This is a genomic window from Halorubrum sp. Atlit-8R (genome assembly GCF_003666025.1).
In the GTDB taxonomy this organism is placed as follows: domain Archaea; phylum Halobacteriota; class Halobacteria; order Halobacteriales; family Haloferacaceae; genus Halorubrum; species Halorubrum salinarum.
The window spans coordinates 681,665-704,278 of the sequence record NZ_QPLV01000001.1 but is presented as its reverse complement, the minus strand read 5'-3'; the positions used below and the strand labels follow the sequence as shown (position 1 = coordinate 704,278).

Annotated in this window: 20 protein-coding genes and 1 tRNA gene; 11 read left to right on the top strand and 10 right to left on the bottom strand. The window is 71.1% G+C overall.

Features of this window, described 5'->3' with window-relative positions; all coding sequences use genetic code 11:
- Positions 1-4 precede the first annotated feature (4 nt).
- Positions 5-409 (bottom strand): 6,7-dimethyl-8-ribityllumazine synthase, encoded by a 405-nt coding sequence (ribH, locus tag DVK05_RS03370; protein WP_121561996.1) that lies wholly within the window; start codon positions 407-409, stop codon positions 5-7.
- 462 nt (positions 410-871) lie between these two features.
- On the opposite strand from ribH, the gene msrA reads away from it, so the two are divergent.
- Together msrA and DVK05_RS03360 are read left to right on the top strand one after the other, a co-directional pair.
- Entirely contained in the window at positions 872-1,411 is a 540-nt protein-coding gene (gene msrA / locus DVK05_RS03365; protein ID WP_121561995.1) for a peptide-methionine (S)-S-oxide reductase MsrA, read from the top strand.
- Positions 1,412-1,801: 390 nt separating this feature from the next.
- Complete coding sequence (locus DVK05_RS03360) at positions 1,802-2,482, top strand: metallophosphoesterase (protein WP_121561994.1); 681 nt, start codon at positions 1,802-1,804, stop codon at positions 2,480-2,482.
- Between the two features lies 1 nt (position 2,483).
- On the opposite strand, the gene DVK05_RS03355 is transcribed toward DVK05_RS03360, so the two are convergent.
- Both DVK05_RS03355 and DVK05_RS03350 read right to left on the bottom strand, forming a co-directional pair.
- The gene (locus DVK05_RS03355) at positions 2,484-4,649 is read right to left on the bottom strand and encodes a prolyl oligopeptidase family protein (RefSeq protein WP_121561993.1); all 2,166 of its coding nucleotides are present in this window, start codon (positions 4,647-4,649) and stop codon (positions 2,484-2,486) included.
- A 130-nt stretch (positions 4,650-4,779) separates the two neighbouring features.
- On the bottom strand, positions 4,780-5,097 hold the full coding sequence (locus tag DVK05_RS03350; protein ID WP_121561992.1) for a hypothetical protein: 318 nt from the start codon (positions 5,095-5,097) through the stop codon (positions 4,780-4,782).
- Positions 5,098-5,258: 161 nt separating this feature from the next.
- On the opposite strand from DVK05_RS03350, the gene DVK05_RS03345 reads away from it, so the two are divergent.
- The 3 genes from DVK05_RS03345 to DVK05_RS03335 all read left to right on the top strand — a co-directional run bounded on the left by DVK05_RS03345 (position 5,259) and on the right by DVK05_RS03335 (position 7,888).
- Entirely contained in the window at positions 5,259-6,335 is a 1,077-nt protein-coding gene (locus tag DVK05_RS03345; RefSeq protein ID WP_121561991.1) for an NAD(P)/FAD-dependent oxidoreductase, read from the top strand.
- Between the two features lie 206 nt (positions 6,336-6,541).
- A complete protein-coding gene (locus tag DVK05_RS03340) occupies positions 6,542-6,799 on the top strand; it encodes a hypothetical protein (RefSeq protein WP_121561990.1) in 258 nt (85 codons plus the stop codon).
- Positions 6,800-6,997: 198 nt separating this feature from the next.
- Positions 6,998-7,888 (top strand): winged helix-turn-helix domain-containing protein, encoded by an 891-nt coding sequence (locus DVK05_RS03335; RefSeq protein WP_158598845.1) that lies wholly within the window; start codon positions 6,998-7,000, stop codon positions 7,886-7,888.
- A 442-nt stretch (positions 7,889-8,330) separates the two neighbouring features.
- On the opposite strand, the gene DVK05_RS03330 is transcribed toward DVK05_RS03335, so the two are convergent.
- Positions 8,331-8,401, bottom strand: a tRNA-Gly gene (locus tag DVK05_RS03330).
- 218 nt (positions 8,402-8,619) lie between these two features.
- Between DVK05_RS03330 and DVK05_RS03325 the strand changes: the two genes are divergently transcribed.
- Both DVK05_RS03325 and DVK05_RS03320 read left to right on the top strand, forming a co-directional pair.
- Positions 8,620-9,144: a DoxX family protein gene (locus DVK05_RS03325; protein WP_121561988.1), complete on the top strand. Its 525-nt coding sequence runs from the start codon at positions 8,620-8,622 to the stop codon at positions 9,142-9,144.
- A gap of 14 nt (positions 9,145-9,158) precedes the next feature.
- Positions 9,159-9,443, top strand: a complete 285-nt coding sequence (locus DVK05_RS03320; RefSeq protein WP_121561987.1) for a hypothetical protein — start codon at positions 9,159-9,161, stop codon at positions 9,441-9,443.
- A gap of 61 nt (positions 9,444-9,504) precedes the next feature.
- On the opposite strand, the gene DVK05_RS03315 is transcribed toward DVK05_RS03320, so the two are convergent.
- From DVK05_RS03315 to DVK05_RS03300, 4 genes are all read right to left on the bottom strand, one after another.
- Positions 9,505-11,955: a methyl-accepting chemotaxis protein gene (locus tag DVK05_RS03315; RefSeq protein WP_121561986.1), complete on the bottom strand. Its 2,451-nt coding sequence runs from the start codon at positions 11,953-11,955 to the stop codon at positions 9,505-9,507.
- Between the two features lie 60 nt (positions 11,956-12,015).
- The gene (locus tag DVK05_RS03310; RefSeq protein WP_121561985.1) at positions 12,016-12,684 is read right to left on the bottom strand and encodes a class I SAM-dependent methyltransferase; all 669 of its coding nucleotides are present in this window, start codon (positions 12,682-12,684) and stop codon (positions 12,016-12,018) included.
- A 101-nt stretch (positions 12,685-12,785) separates the two neighbouring features.
- On the bottom strand, positions 12,786-14,975 hold the full coding sequence (locus tag DVK05_RS03305; RefSeq protein ID WP_121561984.1) for a type II secretion system F family protein: 2,190 nt from the start codon (positions 14,973-14,975) through the stop codon (positions 12,786-12,788).
- Positions 14,972-16,669 carry a type II/IV secretion system ATPase subunit gene (locus DVK05_RS03300; RefSeq protein ID WP_121561983.1) on the bottom strand — a complete coding sequence of 566 codons (1,698 nt, stop codon included), beginning with the start codon at positions 16,667-16,669 and terminating at the stop codon, positions 14,972-14,974. The genes DVK05_RS03305 and DVK05_RS03300 overlap by 4 nt, the downstream gene beginning before the upstream one ends.
- Before the next feature lie 171 nt (positions 16,670-16,840).
- Between DVK05_RS03300 and DVK05_RS03295 the strand changes: the two genes are divergently transcribed.
- On the top strand, positions 16,841-17,320 hold the full coding sequence (locus DVK05_RS03295; RefSeq protein ID WP_121561982.1) for a DUF5793 family protein: 480 nt from the start codon (positions 16,841-16,843) through the stop codon (positions 17,318-17,320).
- Between the two features lie 39 nt (positions 17,321-17,359).
- Here the strand turns inward: DVK05_RS03295 and DVK05_RS03290 are convergent, their stop codons facing one another.
- Positions 17,360-18,199, bottom strand: a complete 840-nt coding sequence (locus DVK05_RS03290) for an S-adenosyl-l-methionine hydroxide adenosyltransferase family protein (protein WP_121561981.1) — start codon at positions 18,197-18,199, stop codon at positions 17,360-17,362.
- A 155-nt stretch (positions 18,200-18,354) separates the two neighbouring features.
- Positions 18,355-18,885, bottom strand: coding sequence for a nicotinamide-nucleotide adenylyltransferase (locus DVK05_RS03285; protein ID WP_053772296.1), 531 nt, complete (start codon positions 18,883-18,885; stop codon positions 18,355-18,357).
- A 170-nt stretch (positions 18,886-19,055) separates the two neighbouring features.
- Between DVK05_RS03285 and lonB the strand changes: the two genes are divergently transcribed.
- The 3 genes from lonB (at position 19,056) to DVK05_RS03270 (ending at position 22,560) form a co-directional block, all read left to right on the top strand.
- Positions 19,056-21,329, top strand: a complete 2,274-nt coding sequence (gene lonB / locus DVK05_RS03280; RefSeq protein ID WP_121561980.1) for an ATP-dependent protease LonB — start codon at positions 19,056-19,058, stop codon at positions 21,327-21,329.
- A gap of 148 nt (positions 21,330-21,477) precedes the next feature.
- A complete protein-coding gene (locus DVK05_RS03275) occupies positions 21,478-22,260 on the top strand; it encodes a CBS domain-containing protein (RefSeq protein WP_121561979.1) in 783 nt (260 codons plus the stop codon).
- 57 nt (positions 22,261-22,317) lie between these two features.
- Entirely contained in the window at positions 22,318-22,560 is a 243-nt protein-coding gene (locus DVK05_RS03270) for a hypothetical protein (protein WP_121561978.1), read from the top strand.
- Positions 22,561-22,614: the final 54 nt, after the last annotated feature.

Genomic DNA, 22,614 nt, shown 5'->3' with positions numbered 1-22,614 from the left:
TCCGTCAGTCGAGTTCCGTCGCGAGATCGATCGCGGCCGCGGCCGCGTCCGCCCCCTTGTCGATCCGCTCGCGCGCCTCCGCGCCGGACATCCCCGGGCCGCTCACGCCGAAGGTGACCGGCGTGTCCCGGTCGAGGCTCACCTGCGTGAGCTTCTCGGCGGTCGCGTTCGCGATGACGCGGTCGTGGTCGGTGTCGCCGGTGACGATGGCGCCGACGACCGCGACGGCGTCGACGTCGTCCCGGCGCGCCAGCCGGTCTGCGGCCAGCGGGCTGTCGTACGCGCCCGGCACGCTCAGTTCGTCGACGACGACGGCGTCGCGGTCGGCGGCCGCCTCGCGGGCGGCCTCGGCCATCGGCTCCGTGACGGAGTCGTTGAACCGCGCCACCACCAGTCCCAGCGAGACCATACGCGACGTGGAGCGGGCGACGGCAAAGGTCTACCGTTCGACCGCAGGGTTGCCGGGCGAACGCGTTCGGGACGGACTGGAGCGGTCGACTGATCGGTCATGAATCGATCCTGCGGTGGCGCGTGCCTGCGAGGTCGCACCGCGGCCGAGCAGCACGCGCGAGGGAGTCGGCCGACCGCAGGGAGGCCGACGAGGCTGGGGAGGAGTGAGGTGCTGTGCGGTCGCGGGGTGGGACTCAAAGGGGCAGTCGCGAGGGCGAAGGCGCGCGACGCAAGGACCGCAGGGAGGGAGCGGTAGCGACCGACTGAGGACCGCAGCGAGCGCACCGAGCCCTCGCGGCTGGGGCTTTGGGAGTGTTCGTCACCGGAGTACGACGACCATTCCCGACGAGCAACCGACAGCGTCCACGCCCGCGTTTCCGGCCACGCGCCATTAATACGTCTCCGACGCCAACGGGCGTCCATGTCGAACACCGAGACCGCGACGGTCGGCGGCGGCTGCTTCTGGTGCGTCGAGGCGGCGTTCAAGGAACTCGACGGCGTCGAGGCCGTCACCTCCGGCTACGCCGGCGGCCACGTCGAGGACCCGAGCTATCGGGAGGTGTGTACCGGCAACACCGGCCACGCCGAGGTCGTTCAGGTCGAGTACGACCCCGATGCGCTCTCCTACGAGGAGATCCTGGAGATCTTCTTCACCGTCCACGACCCGACCCAGCTGAACCGACAGGGGCCGGACGTGGGCACCCAGTACCGGTCGATCGTCCTCTACCACGACGACGAGCAGCGCCGAGTCGCGGAGAACTACGTGGCCGCGCTCGACGAGGAGGGCGGCTACGACGACGACGTGGTGACCGAGGTCGAGCGGCTGGAGACGTTCTACCGCGCCGAGGAGAAACACCAGGACTACTTCGAGAAGAACCCGGCCGACGCCTACTGTACGATGCACGCGCAGCCGAAGGTGGAGAAGGTCAGGGAGCGGTTCCGCGAGAAGGTCAAGGCGTAAGGATCGGCGAGGAACGTTACCGAGATCGCAGTCGCTCGTTTATGAACATCTGAACGCGGATCGGCGGCGAACACCGCTGAAGCCCCAGTCGCGAGGACTCGCGCGGCTCGTTGCGCGCTTCAGTCGCTCACTCCGTTCGCTCCTTCCAGTGCTTACGTCGCCGGGGTTCGTCCTCGCGACTGCCCCTTCGAGTCCCACCCGACCGCACCGCCCCGCACCTCACGCCTCCCCAGCCTCGCCGCTCGCTCCCTCCGGTCGCTCGCGGCGTCCCTCGCGCGTGCTCCTCGCGGCCGCCTTCGGCGGCCACTCGGAGGCACGCGCCGGGATCCCAGTACAAGTCCTCGCGGCGCGGCACAACCTATTCCCTTCCGCCGATCGAACCGTCGTTCGATGAAGGTCGGCCTCATCTCGGACGTTCACGCGAACCTCCCGGCGCTGGAGACGGTCCTCGACGACATGCCCGCCGTCGACCGGATCTACTGCGCGGGCGACGTGGTCGGCTACAACCCCTGGCCCGCCGAGTGCGTCGAGCGCGTGCGCGAGGTCGCGGCGGCGACGGTCAGGGGGAACCACGATCGCACCGTCGAGAGCCCGCAGCGGTACAGCGCCAACCGGATGGCCGAGGCCGGCCTCGAACACGCGAAGGCGTCCCTCTCGGACGAGCAGCGCGAGTGGGTCGGCGCCCTCCCGCGGACGGAGACGTTCGGTGGCGGCCGGTTCCTGCTCGTCCACTCGCACCCCGCCGCCGAGCGCGAGGACGCCTACGTCTACCCGGAGGAGTTCCCGAACCTCGACCGGCACATGGGCGAGTACGACGGGATCGTCCTCGGGCACACCCACGTTCAGGGGTGCCGCGACGTGGCCGGCGGGTTCGTGTGCAATCCGGGCAGCGTCGGCCAGCCGCGCGACGGCGACCCGCGGGCGGGCTACGCCGTCCTCGACACGACGGCCGACGAGAGCGACGCCGTCGAGACGCACCGCGTCGAGTACGACGTGGACCGCGTCGCGGCCGCGGTCCGCGAGGCCGGCCTCCCCGAGACGACGGCGGAGCGGCTCTACGAGGGGAGGTAGATCAGTCGCCGTCGGCGGTCGCCGCGGCGTCCGGGCTCACGCTCAGCTGCTCATAGAGGAACGCCCACGAGTCCGTCTGCTCGTCGACGATCATCGAGGCCGGCTTGCCGACGCCGTGCCCGGTGGCGGACTTCGTCCGCAGGAGGAACGGCCCGCCCGCGGCCTCGTTCTGGAGCCGCGCGGTCATCTTCCGGGCGTGCGAGGGGTGGACGCGCGTGTCGCTCGCGGCCGTGGTGAAGTAGACGGGCGGATACGACTCGTCGGGGTCGACGTTGTGGTACGGCGAGTACGCGCGGAGGTACTCGAACGCCTCCGGGTCCTCCGGGTGCCCGTACTCCGTCGTCCACGACTCCCCGAGCAGGAAGCGGTGGAACCGGAGCATGTCCAGCAGGGGGACCGCGCACTGCGCCGCGGCCCACAGGTCCGGGCGCTGGGTGACGACCGCGCCGACCGAGAGCCCGCCGTTCGACCCGCCGGCGACCGCCAGGTGGTCCGTGTCGGTGAGCCCGGACGCGCAGAGCGCCTCCCCGGCCGCGACGAAGTCGTCGAAGGTGTGCTGTTTCTCCGCGAGCATCCCGGCCTCGTGCCACGGCTCGCCGTACTCGTACCCGCCGCGGGCGCACACCGCCGCGAACGCGCCGCCGTCCGCGAGGAACGGGAGCCGGAACCGCCCGAACGAGGGCGTGATGCTGTTGCGGAACCCGCCGTAGCCGTACAGCAGCGTCGGGCGCGGGCCGTCGACGGCGGCGTCCTCCCGGTAGCAGACGAACACCGGCACCTCGGCGCCGTCGGTGGAGTCGACGAACCGCTGTTCGACGACGAGGTCGTCGGGGACGGGGAGGTCGACCGAGTCGATCTCTGTCGACGGGAGGTCCGGCGGGTCCTCGGCGCCCGAATCCCCGCCGGCGAGGTCGAGCGCTCGGACCGCCGGCGGCCGGTCGAAGCCGGTGAGCCCGAAGAACGCCTCGGGCGCGTCGCGGTTCCCGGAGACCCACGTGACGGAGCAGTACGACGGCAGCGACACGTCACGCAGGTGCGTCCCGTCGCGGTCGTGGACGGAGAGCCGCGAGTGGGCGTCGCGCTGGCGGTGGACGAGGAGGCGCTCGGGAGTCGGCGCCACCGACTGGATGATCCCCTCGCCGCCGGGGAGCAGCTCGCGGCACTCCTCGAAGGAGAGGTCGCCCTCGCGGAAGCGGTCGACCGAGCAGGCGAGCACCCGCCGCCGGGGCGCGCCGTGGTCGGTCGAGACGAACGCCGTCCCGTCGTGGAACTGGACCGACGTCTCGGCGTCGGTGTCGGTCAGGACGGGGCGCAGGTCGCCGTCGAGGTGGACGTACCACTCGGTTCCCCCCACCATCTCGGAGAAGGCGACCGCGAGCAGCCCGGAGTCGGAGTCGACCGTGACCCGCGGCCAGACGTGCTGGTCGTCGTGTTCGAGCAGGAGTTCCTCCGCCTCGGGACCGTCCGCAAGCCGGAATCGGCGGATCTCCTTGTCCATCTGCGCGCCGTCGGCCGCGCCGCCGGTCGCGACGTAGACGAACCCCTCGCCGTCGGCCGTCCACGCGAGGCTCCCCGCGTTGACGCGGCCGCGCTCGGGGAGGACCGCGACCTCCTCGACGCCCGGGCCGTAGCCTCCCGAGCCCTCGGACTCCGGCGATTCAGTCGGGTCGGGCACCGACAGCACCCGCACGTCGTAGTTCTCGTCGCCGCCCTCGGTGACGCCGACCGCGACGCGCTCGCCGTCGTGCGACGGGACGTACCAGGCCATCGACCGCGGCGGGCGCTCCGCGTCGCGGTTCGCGGCCCAGGCGTTCGGGTCGACGAGGACGCGGCCGTCGCCGTCGGGCGCGTCGCGGACGACGAGGCGGGCGTGGTCGGCCCCGGGCTCGCGGACCGTCGCGAAGTAGCGCCCCTCGCGGACGGCGATCGGGCCGTAGTCGGCCACCTCGACGAGATCCTCGAACCGGGGGCGGAGCCGGTCCCGGAGCGCGTCGTCGAGCGTCTCGTCGACGTGGGCGTTCTGGGCGTCGACCCACTCGTCGACGGCCTCGCCGTCGCCTTCGAGCCATCGGTACGGATCCTCGACGTCGACGCCGTGGAGCGTCTCCGTGACGACCTCGCGGCACGTCTCCGGCGGAGAGCGGGCCGGAGCGGATTCGCGTGGCATACGGATCGGTGTCGCTGGCGACGCAAAACCGCTGGGGTCGCGGCGGCCGAGGCCGCCGATCGGTCGCGTCGCAGCGGACGGGGCGGGCGTTACGACCGAGCTATGGCCGGATCCCTCACAGCCGGGCCCCTCACGGCCACAGGCCCGCGACGAACAGCAGGTTTCGCGCGGCGACGGCCAGCGAGAGCGCGCCGACGCCGCCGCACATCAGGGTCGCGACGAACCGCCGCGTGCCGCCCGCGACCGCGACCGGGAGCCCGATGACGGCCATGCCGACGACCTTCGTGAGGAGCATCCCGCCGAGGAGGCCGAACCGGGAGATGAACAGGCGGCCGACGGGGGACCCCTCGACGTACTCGCTGCCCGAGAGCGCGACGTAGGTCGTGCCCACGTCGGCGGCGATGCCGACGAGGAGGAGGCAGACGGCGAGGGCGAGACGAGTGACCACTGACCGAGCGAACGCGGTACGCACCAATAAACCTCCGGACGGGAGGCGAGAGCCGTCGCGGTCGGGCGCCGGTCCCCCTCCCGGCGCGAGGCGAACGGGGTTGGTCGCGGGGCGCGCACAACAAGACGGTATTTAACCCGGTGGGTCGTCTACAAACGGTAATGAGTTCGTCCGACGACGAGTACGAGATCGCGGTGGTCGGCGGCGGGCCGGCCGGGCTGACGACGGCGCTGTACGGGGCCCGACTGGGCCACGAGACGGTGCTGATCGACCGCGGCGGCGGCCGCGCGGCGATGATGGCCGACACGCACAACGTGATCGGCGTCACCGAGGACGTCTCCGGCAACGAGTTCCTCGCGACCGGGCGCGAGCAGGTGGAGTCGTACGGCGGCACCTTCGAGCGCGGCTTCGTCACCGAGGTCGAGCGCACCGACGACGACCGGTTCCGACTGGAGACGAACGACGCCGAACTGGTCGCGGACCGCGTCGTCCTCGCGACCGGGTTCTCCGACGAACGCCCGGATCCGCCGCTCCCGCGGACGGGCAAGGGGCTCCACTACTGCCTCCACTGCGACGCATACATGTTCGCCGACGAGCCGGTGTACGTGATGGGCCACGGCGAGGCCGCCGCCCACGTCGCGATGATCATGCTCAACGTCACCGACGACGTGGACGTGCTGACCCGCGGCGAGGAGCCGACGTGGAGCGAGGAGACCGCCGCGCAGCTGGAGGCGCACCCCGTCGACGTCGTCACCGAGGAGGTCGAGGGCGTCGAGAACGACCCCGACACCGGCTGGCTGGAGGCGCTGGAGTTCGCGGACGGCACGCGCCGCGAGTACCGCGGCGGCTTCGCGATGTACGGTTCCGACTACAACACCGTCCTCGCCGAGGGGCTGGGCTGCGACCTCAACGACGACGGCACCATCGCCGTCGACGACCACGGCCGCACCAGCGAGGACGGCGTGTTCGCGGTCGGCGACATCACGCCGGGCCACAACCAGGTGCCGGTCGCGATGGGCCAGGGGGCGAAGGCCGGCCTCGCGATCCACAAGGAGATCCGGGAGTTCCCGCGCTCGACAGAAGAGATGGCGCGCGACGGCCCCGTCGGCGACGACGAGGTGCCCGCCATCCCGCCGCACCTCATGGCGACCGCCGTCGCCCACGAGGGGCACGCGGGCGGGCCGCGCGAGTCCGCCGAGGTCGCGAACACGGACGCTCCGACAGCGGACGACGACTGACTCGCGCCACCGGCGGCTCCCCGGCCGACGCGCTGACCTGACCGGGCGGACGACGCGGGATCGACGCGTTGGAACGCCGAGACGAGCGTCGGAGGCGACGCCCTCCGGAGCGCGCCGCTGGTGCAGAAGAGAATTTCAGTAACTCGCGTTACAGAAATGTAATTCTGATTATATTTATCCCTCTACGGGGCCTTTCTCCGTTTGCGATGCGACACGGACCACTCAATCCGCCCATCGGCGATCATCAGGGGCCAAGCGGCCCGCGAACACTCTCCGGACTCGCCGCGTTCACCCTCCTCGCGGCGGTCGTCGTCGGGACCCTGCTCGTCCCGGCCGTCGGTCCCGTGGCCATCGCCGCGGCGACGGTCGCCCGACTCGTCCGCGCAACGAACCGTCGCCACGAGGCCGGTCGGCAGTCCCCCGCTGACGCGTCGCCTTCCGAACCGCGGCCGCACGCGGACTGAGCCGACGGACCGGCTTCAACGGAACCGATGCCGCGGTTCGCCGTCACCGGTGACACAGAAACGTATCGACGCCCCCCGGCCGACCGGTTCGCCTCGGCGACCCGGTATCGCCGTCGACCCGCCCGACGGGTCGCCGCCCGCGCGTCGCGGTGACGACGCGGCCGAAACACTAAGTCCGGGCTCTCAGATATCGGCGATGTGACGCGCGACAACCTCCTCGCGGGTTCCGGGGTCGAACTGGAACGGACGTTCGGGCTCGTCGCCAGCGACACCCGAATCGACATTCTCCGCGCGCTGTGGGACGTCCGCGTTTCCGACGAGGACGGCGCCTCGTTCTCGGAGCTGCGCGAGCGGGTGGGGGTCAGCGACGGCGGCCGGTTCAACTACCACCTCGGGAAGCTCGTCCCGGAGTTCGTCCGCAAGCGCGACGAGCGCTACGAGCTGACCCACGCCGGAGCGAAGCTCATCGGCGACGCCGTCTCGGGTACCTACACGGAGACGGCGGAGACGAGCGTCCGACCGGCGGTCGTCGGCGACTGCCACATGTCGGGTTGCGACGGGAATACGACAGTCGAGTACCGCGACGGCGAACTGCGGTTCGGCTGTGACACCTGCGACCGGATACCGGACGGCATCCCCGTGCCACCGATCGTCGTCGAATCGACCGACGCGGACGATGTCCCCGCGGTCGGGAGCCGCTTCTCGATGCTGACGGTCGAACGGGCCAACCGAGGCTTCTGTCACCTGTGCGACGGCCCGATTACGCAGACGGTCGCCCGCTTCCATCCCGACTTCGAGCCCGTGCTCGACGGGTCGGTCGACGTCATTCACGAGTGCCGCGCCTGCGGAGAGTGGCGGCGAAGCGGCGCCAGGAGCGCGCTTATCGGCCACCCCGTGACGGTGTCGCTACTCTACGACGCCGGGGTCGACTACCGGGAGATTCCGCACTGGGAACAGACGTGGCTGAGCGAGGCGACCGAGCGGTTGGTCGGCGAGGATCCGGTTCGCGTCGCGGTGACGGCGCCGATCGGCGGTGCCGAACACCGGTTCATCCTCGACGGGTCGCTCGACGTGGTCGACCGAGAGTGACCGTCTCGACGCACGCCCCGCACGGGACGCGCGGCTCGCGGGGTCGGATCCGCGGCAATTGCTCTCACTACGTTCGAGCGTACGCCGAGCGGGGCGAAGCCGACGCTGACTGACGAAATCAGTCAAAAAATACGCCGGCCGGAACTCCCGCGAGCGGTGCGGGGTGCGAGCGACGCGAGCACCTCGATTGCGCGCGGGGAAGCCGCGAGCGCAGCGAGCGAGTGGGGGGACGGACGGCGCACGAACGAAGTGAGTGCGCCGGCCGGGATTTGAACCACGGTCGCTCGCTCCGCTCGCTCTCCGATTCAAATCCCTCGACGAATCCTGACGCACGGACTCACCCGTCGCTGTCGTTTCCCGTTCGTTGTGTCCGAGAAATGCGCCGGCCGGGACTCCCGCGAGCGAGCGAGTGGGAGTACGGGCGGCGCACGACCGAAGGGAGTGCGCCGGCCGGGATTTGAACCCGGGCCATGAGCTTGGAAGGCTCAGGTCCTACCACTAGACCACCGGCGCTTGCGTCGGTCGATGACGCACCTACACGTAGGCGGAACGGCTTTCATAAGCGTTCCGTGTTCTGACGGGACGAGCCGCGGCCGTGACCGGGGACAGTACTTAAAGCGCCACGATACTGCGGGCCGCTCCCAGCGCGCTAGAACGCTTTTCAGCCGCTTAGAACCCTGTACGGTACATATGTGTCTACCCACCCAACGTACACCTGTGAGGTGACACCGATGTCATACCAATCGAGCAATCCGCTGGTCGGCGAGGTCGAGTTCGCGCTGGAGGGACCCTGGGCGACGTACTGGATCGCGTTCCTCCGCGTCGTCACCGGCTGGTGGTTCTTCCACGCCGGCGTGACGAAGATCATCACGGACGGGTTCGCGTTCAGCTACGGCCCGGCGTACATGCAGCAGATGACCGGGACGGTCCTCGGCGGGATCCCGGTCTGGATGGGGAACAACCTCGCGTGGCTCATCGCGCCCGGGGTGCCCCTCTTCGAGACGCTCATCGGCCTCGCGCTGATGGCCGGGGCCCTGACGCGGCTCGCCGCCTTCGGCGGGGTCATCTTCATGGTCCTGTTCTGGGTCGGCAACGCCGGATTCGGCCACGGTGTCGTCAACAGCGACCTGATGGGCCTGCTGCTGTTCATGACGGTGATCGTGCTCGCGGCCGGTCGGTACTACGGCCTCGACGCGCTCATCGAACAGACGGCGCTCGTCAAACAGAACCCCAAGCTGCGGTACCTGCTCGGCTAACGAGGTGACCCAAAATGACTGACATCATCGACAAGGCGGCACGGGCGTTGAGCGCGGGACTGATGCTGTTCGGCATCGTGGTCCTCGGATTAGTCGAGACGCTGGCCGGGCAGCCGTTCGCCCCGGCCCCGATGACGAACGAGGCGGGCGACGTGGTCGCGACGCCGCTGATCGCGCCGGAGATCCGCACCGGCTTCGTGCTGGCCGGCATCGCGGTGCTCGGCCTCTACGCGGCGTACCGGCTCGTGGCGCCGCTCCCGGACGACCGGGGCGTCAGCCACGAGACGATGGCGGACTGAATCGCGCGGGAATCGCCGACCGCGACGACACCGGTGAACGCGCCGTCGCGGACGACGACGGTCACTCTTCTGTTCGGTCCGTACGCTCGTCGAGCGACTGCTCCGAGCCGGCTCCCGTCTCCATCTCCGAGCCGCTCGCGTCGGCGTCGGTGCCGCCGTCCGTGCTCGCGGCCGCGGCGTCCGACGCCTCCTCGTCTGCGCCGAACGAGAACGCGGTGTCGGCGTCGAGCGACTCGGCGCCGGCGTCGGCTGACGCCGCGGCGTCGCCGGCGGCGGCCTCGTCCGCGTCGACCTCGAAGTCCTCGGTCATCTCCCGCAGGTCGCGGGCGCGCTCGTGGAGGTCGTGCGCCTGCTCGGAGACCTCGCCGAGCGTGGCCGCCTGCTCCTCGGCGGCGGACGCGACGGTGGTCGCCTCGGCGGTGGTCTGCTCGCTCACGCCCGCGAGCTCGTCGACCGCGCCGGTCACCTCGTTGACCGACGCCGCCTGCGCGTCCATCGCGCCCGAGATCTCCTGGACGCCGTCGTCGGCCTCGCTCACCCGCTCGGAGACCTCTTCGAGCGCGTCCTCGGCGTCCTCGACGACGTCGACCCCGTCGTCGACCCCGTCGCGGATCGCGGCCATCTCGTCGACGCTCTCGTCGGTGCGCTCGCGGAGGCTCTCGATCAGGGCCTCGACCTCGGCGGCGGACTCCTGGGTCTCCTCGGCGAGCGACTTCACCTCCTCGGCGACGACCGCGAAGCCGGAGCCGGCCTCGCCCGCGCGGGCCGCCTCGATCGAGGCGTTGAGCGCGAGCAGGTTCGTCTGGTCGGCGATCTCAGAGATCGTCTCGACGATCTCGTCGACCTCCGCCATCTCGGACTCGAGCCGCTCGATCGTCTCCGCGGCCGACTCGGAGCGCGCCTCGATGCCGTGGAGCTCCTCGACCGCGTCGGCCGCCGCCTCGCGGCCCTCTTCGGTGAGCGCGTCGGCCTGCCGCGAGGTGGTCGCGACCTCGTCGGCGGAGGCCGCGACCTCCTCGACGGTCGCCGACATGTCCTCCATCTCGCCGGCCACCTCGGCCAGCCGGCGGCTCTGCCGCTCCGCGCCGTCCGAGATCTCGTCGACCGCCTCGCTCGTCTCCCGGCCGGCGGCCGCGGCCTCGTCGGTGCCGTCGGTCACCGCCTCGCTGCGGTCCGCGACCTCGACGGCGAAGGCGTCGACCTCCGCGATCGCGGCCTCCAGCTCGTCCATCGCGTCGTTGAACTCCGCGGCGATGTCGCGGAGCGCCTCGGGGTCGTCGGGGTCCGCCTCCAGCCGCGCGGTGAGGTCGCCGTCGGCGCAGGCCGCCATGGTCGCGCCGAAGTCGCTCGCCCGCGACTCCAGGCGCTCCGCGAACGCCTCGCTCTCCGCCTTCGCCGCCTCGGCGCGCTCCCGCTGCGTCTCCGCCGACTGGATCTGGTCGCGCAGCGAGTCGCGCATCGTGGCGAACGCCGCCGAGAGGTCGCCGAACTCGTCGCGCCGCTCCGTGTGGAAGTCGACGTCGAGGTCGCCGTCGGCCAGCGCCGTCGCCCGCGCACGGAGCTGGTTCAGCTCGGCGACGGTGCCGCGGCCGAGCGTCACGCCGAGCAGCCCGAGGCCGACGATCGCGACGCCGACGATGAGGAGCAGGTTCCGACCGATCATCCCCGAGAGGGCGTACGCCTCGGAGAGGGGGACGTGGACCGCGACGTACCACTCCTCGGTCTCCAAGGGCGCGTACGCGACGAGGTACTCGCCGCCGTCGGCGAAGCTGAACGTGGCCGAGGGGAGGAACCCGACGGACCGCGTGTCGTCGAGCATCGCGGAGCGGACGTCGGTGTCGTAGCGGATCCCGGAGACGTAGTCGGCGTTGCTCGCCGCGATCCGGCCGTCGGGCTGGACGATGGTCGTGAACGCGCTCTCGGTGGGCTGGCGGAAGTCGTCGGTGACGGGGGCGAGCGAGATCTCCATCACGAGGTACTCCCGCAGCGGGGTCGCCGCGACGTACGCGATCCGGCGCTCGCCGTCGACCATGTAGGTGGGGCTCGTGTACACGTCGTCCGCGAACAGGAGGTCGTCGTCGAACCACGCCTGCGAGGTGACCGACTCGCCGGCCTCCCGGTCGGTGCTGGCGAGGACGGCGCTCTCGTCGCGGTCGACGAAGTGGAAGGCGGTGACCGACTCGGAAGTCCGCGAGAGGTGCGAGGAGAGGTAGCTGTCGACCTGTGCGGGGTCCTGGGAGAACGCGTGGTTGTCGGCGATCTCCGTGAGCACCGAGCGGCGGTCGCTCGCCCAGCCGTCGATCTCCGTGGCGCTCAGCTCCGCGACGGCCGTGTAGTCCCCCTGCGCGTTCGATTCGAGCTGGTCCGTCGTCTCGGCGTACGTGACGGCCCCGACGGCCCCGATGGCGAGGACGACGACGACGAGGGCGACGAGGAACTTCGCGAGGTAACTCCGGGCGACCGCGTCGGGCGCGACCCGACGCAGGACCCGTTCGAGGAAGGTGTCAGCCATTACCATCAGGCGGTCGACAGGGACTCTTTAATCCACCCACTTCGGTATCTCTCGTGATAATCAGCGGTCTGGCGGCGACGCCTCCGCGTAGCAGTTCCCGCTCGAAACCGTCACGTGGTGCGGTTCGAGGTCGCTTTCCGCGAGGTCGGACTCGAACTCGGACGGCGAGTAGATGTGATAGTACCGGGGGACCGTCTCGCCGCCCGGCAGCGTCCAGTCGACTGTCGTGTCGAACCCCTCCTCGCGGTCGAAGCGGTCGTGCGCCGTGCTCCACGCGCTGACGAGCGCGGTCCCGCCCGGCGCGAGGACCCGGGCCAGTTCGTTCAGGCTCTCGACGCGGGCGTCGCGGGGCGAGAGGTGGTGGAGCGTGGCGACGTAGACCGCGAGGTCGACCGCGCCGTCGCGGACCGGCAGCGCGGCCGCGTCCCCGTGGACGAACACGGTCGCGTCCGCGTACCTTCGCTTGCGAGCGCGGGCGACCGCCTCGTCGAGCAGCCCGCGGCTGAGGTCGACGCCGACGGCGGCCTCGGCGCGCGCCGCGAGCGCCTCCGTGTGCCGCCCGTTCCCGCAGCCGACGTCGAGCGCGACCGCCCCCGACCGGCCGTCGAGGAACGACTCGACCTCGGGCCAGGCGTACTCCCGCGTCTTCGAGAAGTGCGCCGCGATGCGGTCGTACGTCGCCCGCGGGTCGCCGGTCGACCCCGCGTCGCCCCCCGGATCGGAGTCCATACGTCCCCGTCGACCGCGACCGGTTTAGCTCGTGCGGCCGCGGCCGAGTCCGTCCGGAGCGACGGCGCGTCGGCGCGACCGGCTCGACCGGGACCGCCGCGTCACGCCACGCCGATCGCGGCGAACGCGACGAGCGTGAGCGCGAGCAGCACCACGACGTGTTTCACGCCGTCGCGGACCGACCCCTCCCCGAGCTGGCCGGCGACAAGCCCGGAGCAGACCGCCTGGATCGACGCGGCGTGGAAGAACAGCTGCTCGTAGACCGCCACGTCGATGTCGCCGATCCCGTCCGTGATCCCGCCCGGGCCGCTCGGCATCCCGGTCCCGGCGTCCGGGAGGCCGCCGGTCCCCGGGACGCCCGCCGCCTCGATGGCGGGGATGAACGACACCGAAAGCGCCGCGATGATGCCGAGGAACACGAGGAAGGAGATGTAGATGACGATGAGGTAGGTGAGCATCACCTGCCGGCGCTCCCGGCGGAGCGACCAGGTCGCGCGCGACTCGTCGGCCGCGATCCGGAGGACGGGCCCGACGTCGCCGCTCGCCCGGATCGCGTTGGTGACGAGCGCGACCGCCCGGGAGGTCATCGGGGACCGGACCCGGCGCTCCAGCCGGCGCAGCGCGGTCGAGACATCCGCCCCCCAGTCGATGTCGCGGCGGGTCCGGCGGAGGTCCTCGGTCAGCGCCTCCAGGTTCGAGTCGGCGACGCGGCGGACGCTGCCGACCACGGCGGTCCCCGCCTCGTTGACGCTGGCGAGGCGGTCGAGGAAGTCCGGCACCGCGGACTCAATGCGCCGTACCCGGCGCTTGCCGAACTCGTAGGCCACCGCGTACGCCGCGAGGACGAACGCGGTCGCGACGACGATCGGTCCGTCGATCTGGTCGACCATCTCCACGGGCGTCCCGAGCGTGATCGGGAACGCGAAGACGAGCAGGCCAACCACCGCGACCGGGACCGCGGCGAGCAGCACCGTCCGCGGCGAGTCCAGCACCGTCTCGACCGGCGAGGCGGCCAGCTTCCGCACCCCGCGGAGCCGGTCGTAGACCCGGAGCCGCTCGCGGTTCTCGGCCCAGCGGCCGGCGCCCGCGCCGGTCGCGCCCGGGGCGCTCGCCTCCCGACCGGCCGCCGCGCCGCCGTCGAACCGCGGGGAGCCGCCGCGGTCGCCCGGTTCGTCCGTCGCGTGGCGCACTCCGGTGACCGACGGGGTGTCGGGGTCGTCGAGCGACGACGCCGCGACGGTCTCGGTGCCGCCGACGCCCTGGGTCACGCTGTCGACGTAGACGACGAAGCCGAAGGTGGCGAGCGGCACGCCGAAGTAGACCACGACGCGGAGGAGCGGGAGCGTGTCCTGCAAGACCAGGCCGATGACGACGAGGATGGTGATGAAAAAGAGCGGGCCAGCGACGAGCGCGGTCACGTACGCCTCGGCGAACGTCGAGAGCAGCTCTAAGTACTGCTCCTGTTTGGCCTCCGCCTCCGCCTGGTAGCGCTCGTACTGGTCGTTGAGGAACGCCGACACCGACTGCCCGGTGCCGAGGACGGAGGCGAGGTTCTCCGAGAAGTCCGCCAGGTCGTCGCTGGGCGTCCGCCGCGAGATGCGCTGGAGCGCGGTGAGCGCGTCGGTCCCGAAGGCGTTCATGTCGCGGACCGCGACCGACAGCTCCGCGGCGGCCTCGCCGTACACCGCCTCGTTCTCCGCGAGGGTGTCCATGACGCGGGGGAACGCCATCCCCGAGCGCGAGAGCGCGTACATGAACGCGACCGTCCGCGGCAGGGTGGCGTCTATCTCGGCCGCGCGCGCCGCGGCCCGCTGGTCGAGCAGCTGCCACCGGGCGACGTACGCGCCGAGCGCGAGCCCGGACCCGACCGTCGCGGAGACGACCGCGAGCAGGACGAACAGCCGCCCGAGCCCGAGGTCGGCGAGGCGCGCGACGACGGCGACGAACTCGACCGCGGCCGGGAGCGCCTCGCGGATCGCCGCCTCGCCGACGTCGAGCGCGGCGAGCAGCCCCGCGGCCGCGTACACCCCGATCACGCTGCCGGCGACCCCGAGGACGGCGGCGTACAACAGGGTCCGCGAGGCGTAGACGCGGTGGGTCGTGCCGGCGACGTGGGCCGCGCGCATCCGGTCGCGCTGGGCCCGCCGCCGCGACTCGTTCTCGCCGACGTAGTCGCCGAACGCCGTCAGCGCGACGCGGGTGACGAACAGGTCCGCCCGGTCGTCGACGAGCGGGAGCGCGAGCGCGAGACAGGCCGCGACCGCGGCGGCCAGGGGGAGGTACTCGATCATCCGTCCGCGGGGTCCGCCGTCGGGTCGCCGGCGGCGCGGCCCTCCTCGGCCGCGAGCTCGTCGGCGTCGACCCCGTCGGCCGCGGCGGCGCGGTCGTCGAGCCGCTCCATCACGCGGTCGGGGTCGGCGTAGTACTCGTTGACGAGGGCGGTGAACGTCCGGTAGTCGTCGATGCCGAGCGCGGAGAGCAGTTCGAGGAAGCGCTCGCGCCGCCGGACCTCGCGCAGCAGCTCCGAGCGCGACCAGCCGCGCTCGTCGGCGATCTCCTCTAACAGCGACGAGTCGTTCCGGCGGAACGTGTCGGCGTCGGGCACCCACTCGAACGCCGAGGAGTAGTCCAGCTCCCCGGTCCGCTGGTCGATGCCGCCGATCTCGCCGATCGTCTTCGCGCGGCGCACGCGCTCGTCCTCGGAGCGCGTGAGCGTCTGGACCGAGAGCATGTCGAGCGACTGGACCATCGCCCGCGGGACGTTGATCGGCTCGTTCTCCAGCCGGTTGATCACCGTCTCGATCGAGTCGGCGTGCATCGTCGAGAACGTGGTGTGGCCGGTGTTCATCGCCTGGAACAGCGTGATCGCCTCCTCGCCGCGGACCTCGCCGACGACGATGTACTCGGGGCGGTGACGCAGCGCCGAGCGCAGCAGGTCGTACATGTCGATGTCGGTCCCCTCGTACCGGCGCTCGCGGGTGACCGCCGAGAGCCAGTTGTCGTGGTACAGGGAGAGCTCGCGGGTGTCCTCGATGGTGAGCACCTTCGCGCGCGGCGGGACGAACATCGACACCGCGTTCATCGAGGTGGTCTTCCCGGAGGCGGTGCCGCCCGCGAAGATGAGGCTCTTGTTGTGCTCGATACAGAGCCAGAAGTACGCCATCTGCTCGATCGAGAAGGTCCCGTACTCCACGAGGTCGACCGGGGTGAACGGGTCCTCCGCGTACTGGCGGATGGTGAACGCGGAGCCCCGCGGGGTCACCTCCTCGCCGAGCGCGAGCTCGGCGCGCGACCCGTCGGGCAGCGTCGTCTCGACGATGGGGTCGCCGACGGAGACGTGGCGCCCGGACTGCTGGGCGAGCCGGATCACGTAGCTGTCGAGCGCCTCCTGGCCGAACGAGACGTTCGTCTCGATGTCCGTGTACTCGTCGTGGTAGACGAAGATGGGGAGGTCGTACCCGTCACAGGAGACGTCCTCGATGTGGCGGTCGTTGAGGAGGGGGTCGACCTTCCCGTAGCCGCGGAAGTCGCGGTAGAGGTAGTACGCGAGCGCGTGGAAGGAGTCCATCCCGACCTCGACGCCGTACCCCTCCAGCAGGGACTCCAGCTCGGACCTGAGCGTCTCCTCGTCGGTCTTGCCGGTCCCCTCGCGGTAGAGGAGCGGGTCGCGGATGTCGTCGACGACGCGGTCGAGCAGGTCGCGCTCGAAGGCGTCGAGTTCGGGCTCGACCGCGTAGTAGCGGTGTTCGCTCTCCGCCTCGTCGTAGGTGATCACGACGTACGCGTACGGGGCGTTCACCCAGTACCGGTCGACCTCCCGCTCGTCCTCGGGGACGACGAAGGAGGCGAGCGGGCCGTCCTCGCCCGGGCGGAACGGCCGGACGTCGAGCGTCGAGCCCTGGATCAGTTCCCACGCGTGCGAGAGGCGCCGCTGGAGGTCCTCGATCCGGTCGCCGAGGTCGCTCCCGCCGGCGTCACTCGCCATGGATACGAGGCCATAGAGTCGGGGGGAAGTTAAACTACCCCCGACAATTATCACGACCGACATCGGGGGCGCGGCCGCGGGTCGGCTCCGGATTCCGCCGGCGCCGGGGCTCGGAGCCCCCGGGCCGCCCGTTACGTTGATACGGCCGGACCGCAAAGCATCCGATAGGAAATGCGGCGTGACTACTTCGATCTGACCGTCGAGGGCGTCGACGACGGCGCCGGCTCCCGGTCGCCCCCGCTGGTGCGGATCGACTTCCACGGGCCGGAGGAACTGCTCCGCGAGCGGCTCTCCGGCGGCGAGAGCGGGGACGCCGCCGACGGCGACCTGCTCACGGCCGACCAGATCGACGTCGCCTTCCGGCTCCGCGAGCCGCTGGGCGAGGCGGACGACCCGGAGGGCGTCGTCGGCGTCACCAACCGGTACACCGGCGACTTCGTCCTCGAACTCAACGAGACGGCGACGGACGTCCTCCCCTTCATCCACGCCGCGCGCGACGCGACGGACGACGGCGACGCCCGGTACCGCGTCGAGATCGACGTGGACGGCGAGCGGCTCGTCGCCTACGACAAGGACACCTTCCTCGTGTACGACCACGAGGGGAACCTGCTCCGCAGCGAGAGCCTGATCCCCTCGGGCGTCGAACTGTAGCGGCCGCGACCGGCCGACGCCGGGCGAGTCACCCGGCGCTCACAGGCTGACGCTGTCCGGGACGAACCGCACCGAGTCCCCCGGCCGGAGGTCGAACGCGCCGTCGCCGCGGCCGTCGTTGACGTCGCACTCCGCGTAGCCGTGGCTCCCGACCGTGACGAGGCGCTCACCGGGCTCGACGGCGCCGAACGTCTCCGCGACCGGCGTGAGGTCGCCGTCGACGCGGATCCAGTCGCGGCCGCGGACCAGGTCGCCGGGGACGTTGGTGATCACGTTGCCGAACCGGTCGATCGCGAGCACCTCGCCGTCGACGGCGGTCACGTCGCCCCCCTCGTCGCGCTCGACCGTCGGCTCCGGGAAGCGGACGTCCGCGGGGTCGCTCGCGGGCGACAGGTCGTCCATCCCCGCAAGGATCTCCGCAACCGCGTCGGCGTCGGGCGACTCGCCGTGCGCCGTCCCCGTCTCGTCGAGTGCCGCCCGGATCCGCGCCGCGGTCGGCGCGAACACGTCGCGGCCGTGGAACGTCTCGCTCGCGGGGTCCTCGACCGCGACCGTCCACGCCTCGACGTCGGACTCGTCGCCGGCGAGCGCCCGGGCCGGGGGCATCGCCAGGCCGTTGTCGGGGGCCACGAGGACGTGCGCGCCGGCGCGGACGACGAGGGCGTCGCGGTCGGTGCCGACCCCGGGGTCGACCACGGCGCAGTGGACCGCCGGCGGGAACTCCGGGAGGACGAACCGGAGCCAGAAGGCCGCGGCGCGCGGGTCCCCGCGCGGCAGGTCGTGGGCCACGTCTATGAGCTCGGCGTCGGTGTGCCGTCGGATCACTCCCTTCATCGCGGCGGGGTACGGCGAGCCGAAGTCCGAGGTGAGCGTGATCATACCGGAGACCGCGTGCGGCGGGCGGTTAAAAGGAACGGGCGCCGGTCTGGACGAACCCCGGTCGCGACGAGCACCAGTCTCGACGAGCACCAGTCTCGACGAGCGCCGGTCGCGGCCGGTCGAACGCCGGCGAGTCGGAGCCGCCGCCTCCCCGGCTACTGGTCCGAGGGCTCGTCGCCGTTGGAGTCGGTCTCGGCGATGCGCCGGATGCGGTCGACGCCGTCCACCTCGCGGATCACGTCGACGACGGCGTCGGGGACCAAGTCCTCCCAGTCGCGGCCGCGGATCATGCGTTCGCGGAGCTCGGTCCCCTCTAGGACGTCGCGCCGGAACATGGGGGACTGGCGCACCTCGACGCCGGCCTCCTCGAACAGGCGGACCACGAGCGGGTTGTTCGAGTACGCGACGTCGAACCGGGGGGTCATGCTCTGGACGTGGCTCACCCACACGGAGTTCCGGTCGAGGTCCTCGATGGGGACGACGTAGGTGGTGGCGTCCAGCTCCTCGACCGCCTTCGTCACCATCATGACGCGCTCGCCGGCGGTGAAGGGGTTCCGGGTGGTGTGGGAGTCGCCGGCGGAGCCGATACCCAAGACGAGTTCGTCGACCTCCTCCGCGATCTCTTCCACCATGTGCTGGTGGCCGTCGTGAAACGGCTGATACCGGCCGATGTAGAACCCCCGCATGAATCTACGTACCGTCGGCGTCATTTATAAACCCCGTGGGAACGGTCGCGCCCCCAGATCGGGTGATATACGGCTTCAAAGCGGGGTTTACTGCCCCCGGACCGGCACCGCCGGGGGGAGAAAGTATATCAGTAGCCGACCCTTCGTTTTCGGTAGCGACACCTGATTCTATGAGCAACGAGAAGGACACGAACGACCCGACGGCCGACGACCCCGACGAACCGCCTCGCGGCGGCGTCGACGACTCGAGTCCGGCGGGGAACGGCGAGGACGCCACGCGCGGCGACCCCGAGCCCGACGACGGCCCGGCGAACGAGCCCGGGGTCGACGAGGCCGCGGACTCCGACGGGGAGTCGGCCGCGGGCCCCGACGACGAGGACCCCTGGGACGACGGGGTCGTCGTCGACGACGGGTTCGAGGGGACCGACGTCGTCGGGGAAGGTCCCGACGGCGGTCGGAACGGCGACGCCGCCGAGCCGACCGACGACGGCGACATCGACGAGCTCGGCAGCACCGTCGAGGTCGAGGGCGCCGAGATCGAGGACGACCCGGACGAGGACGACCTCCTCGGCGGGCTCAAGATCGACACGACGGCCGAGATCGAGATCCCCGACCGGCTCGTCGACCAGGTCATCGGGCAGGAGCACGCCCGCGACGTGATCATCAAGGCGGCGAAGCAGCGCCGCCACGTGATGATGATCGGCTCGCCCGGGACCGGGAAGTCGATGCTCGCGAAGGCGATGTCCGAGCTCCTCCCCAAAGAGGAGCTTCAGGACGTCTTGGTGTATCACAACCCCGACGACGGCAACAAGCCGAAGGTCCGCACGGTGCCGGCCGGCAAGGGCGACCAGATCGTCGAGGCGCACCGCGAGGAGGCGCGCAAGCGCAACCAGATGCGCTCGCTGCTGATGTGGATCATCATCGCCGTCGTGCTGGGCTACGCGCTCATCATCGTCGGCCAGATCCTCGTCGGCATCATCGCGGCCGGCGTGGTGTACCTCGTCTTCCGCTACCTCAACCGCGGGTCGGACGCGATGATCCCGAACCTGCTGGTGAACAACGGCGACACGAAGACCGCGCCGTTCCGCGACGCGACCGGCGCGCACGCCGGCGCGCTGCTCGGCGACGTGCGGCACGACCCGTTCCAGTCCGGCGGGATGGAAACGCCCAGCCACGATCGCGTTGAGGCGGGCGCCATCCACAAGGCGAACAAGGGCGTGCTGTTCATCGACGAGATCAACACGCTGGACATCCGCAGCCAGCAGCACCTCATGACGGCGATCCAGGAGGGCGAGTTCTCGATCACGGGCCAGTCCGAGCGCTCCTCGGGCGCGATGGTCCAGACCGAGCCGGTCCCGACCGACTTCGTCATGATCGCGGCCGGGAACCTCGACGCGATGGAGAACATGCACCCGGCGCTGCGCAGCCGTATCAAGGGGTACGGCTACGAGGTGTACATGGAGGACACCATCGAGGACACCCCGGAGATGCGCCGCAAGTACGTGCGGTTCATCGCCCAGGAGGTCGCGAAGGACGGCCGCCTGCCTGAGTTCTCCGCGGAGGCCGTCGAGGAGATCATCCTCGAGGCCAAGCGCCGCTCCGGCCGGAAGGGCCACCTCACGCTGAAGATGCGGAACCTCGGCGGGATGGTCCGCGTCGCGGGCGACATCGCCCGGGGCGAGGACGCCGACTACACGACCCGCGACCACGTGCTCCAGGCGAAGGGGCGCTCGCGGTCCATCGAACAGCAGCTCGCCGACGACTACATCGAGCGCCGGAAGGACTACGAGCTCCAGGTCTCCGACGGCTACGTCACCGGGCGCGTCAACGGCCTCGCCGTGATGGGCGAGGACTCCGGGATCATGCTCCCGGTGATGGCCGAGGTGACCCCGACCCAGAGCGGCGGGCAGGTGATCGCCACCGGCCAGCTCCAGGAGATGGCCGAGGAGTCGGTCCAGAACGTCTCGGCGATCATCAAGAAGTTCTCCGACGAGAACATCTCCGAGAAGGACATCCACATCCAGTTCATCCAGACGGGCCAGCAGGGCGTCGACGGCGACTCCGCGTCCATCACGGTCGCGACCGCCGTCATCTCCGCGCTGGAGGACGTCGGCGTCGACCAGAGCCTCGCGATGACCGGCTCGCTGTCGGTCCGCGGCGACGTGCTCCCCGTCGGCGGGGTCACCCACAAGATCGAGGCGGCCGCGAAGGCCGGCTGCGACCGGGTGATCATCCCCGCGGCCAACGAACAGGACGTGATGATCGAAGACGAGTACGAGGAGATGATCGAGGTCATCCCGGTCTCGCACATCAGCGAGGTCCTCGATATCGCCCTCGAGGGCGAGGCCGAGAAGGACTCGCTCGTCTCCCGGCTGAAGTCGATCACGGGCTCCGCGCTGAAGGACGGCAACGTCTCCGGGCCGTCGAACCCGAGCCCGCAGTAGGCCGCTCTCCCTTTCCGCGTTCTCCGCTTTCGCACTGACGAACGGCGAGCGCCGGCCCCGACGCTCCTCCCGGCCGGCCGTCGCCCCGCCCCTATCTCGGCGGGCCGTCGCCCCGCCCCTTTTATCCCGGGAGCGTCTACGACGGACGATGAGCGGGAAACCGACGGTCGGGGAGTACATGACCCGGGAGGTGGAGACGGTGAGCCCGGACGAGACGGTGGCGACCGTCGCGCGTCGCATGGCCGACAGCGACGGCCACAACGGGTTCCCGGTCACGCAGGGCCGCACCGTGGAGGGGTTCGTCTCGGCAGGGGACCTGCTGCTCGCCGACGACGACGCCCCCGTGTTCACGGTGATGACGGAGGACCTGATCGTCGCGCACCCGGACATGAAGGTGACCGACGCCGCGCGGGTGATCCTGCGCTCCGGGATCCAGCGGCTCCCAGTCGTCGACGACGCCGACAACCTCGTGGGGATCATCTCGAACACCGACGTGGTCCGCTCGCAGATCGAGCGCGCCACCCCCGGGAAGGTCGGGAAGCTGATGCGCACGCTCTCGCAGATCCACGGCGTCGAGCTCGACGAGGAGCGCCGCGAGGTGGCCATCGCCGACCTGACGCCGACGCAGGCGCGCGTGTACGCGGACGAGCTGGAAGGCCGGCAGTACGAGCTCGAACACGGGCTCGCGGAGCCGCTCGTCGTCATCGACAACGGCGGCACGCTCTACCTCGCCGACGGCCATCACCGGGCCATGGCCGCCCGCGAGGGCGGCATCGAGACGATGGACGCGTACGTGATCGTCCCGCGGACCCCGATCGACCTGGGGATGGCGAAGACCGCCGAGAAGGAGGGGCTCCGGGTCGTCGGCGACATCGAGGTCGTCGACTACGCGCGCCACCCCCTCGTGGAGACGACGAAGCGGCTCCAGTGAGGCGTCGCGCGGAACCCCGTCCGTAGGCTTTTGTAAGTTGACGTAGACGTTCCGCGCATGGGATCACGCATTCGACGCGCACTCTCTCGGGCGGCGTTCGCCGCGGTCGGCGCGGCCGCCGGCGCCGCGGTCGGCGGACTGATCAGCAGACAGGCGGCGTCCAGCGGCGGCGCCCTCGGCGCGCTCGCGGGCGCGACGATAGCGGACGTGCGCTCGGACCCGGGCGGCTTCCTCGACGCGCTCCGCTCCGACGAGGACGAGGCGCTCGACGACGCCGACGGCGCGGAGACCGCCGACTGAGGCGCTCCCCGCAGCGCCGCCGCGCGTCGGCGTTCGGGAACGCCTATACGACGG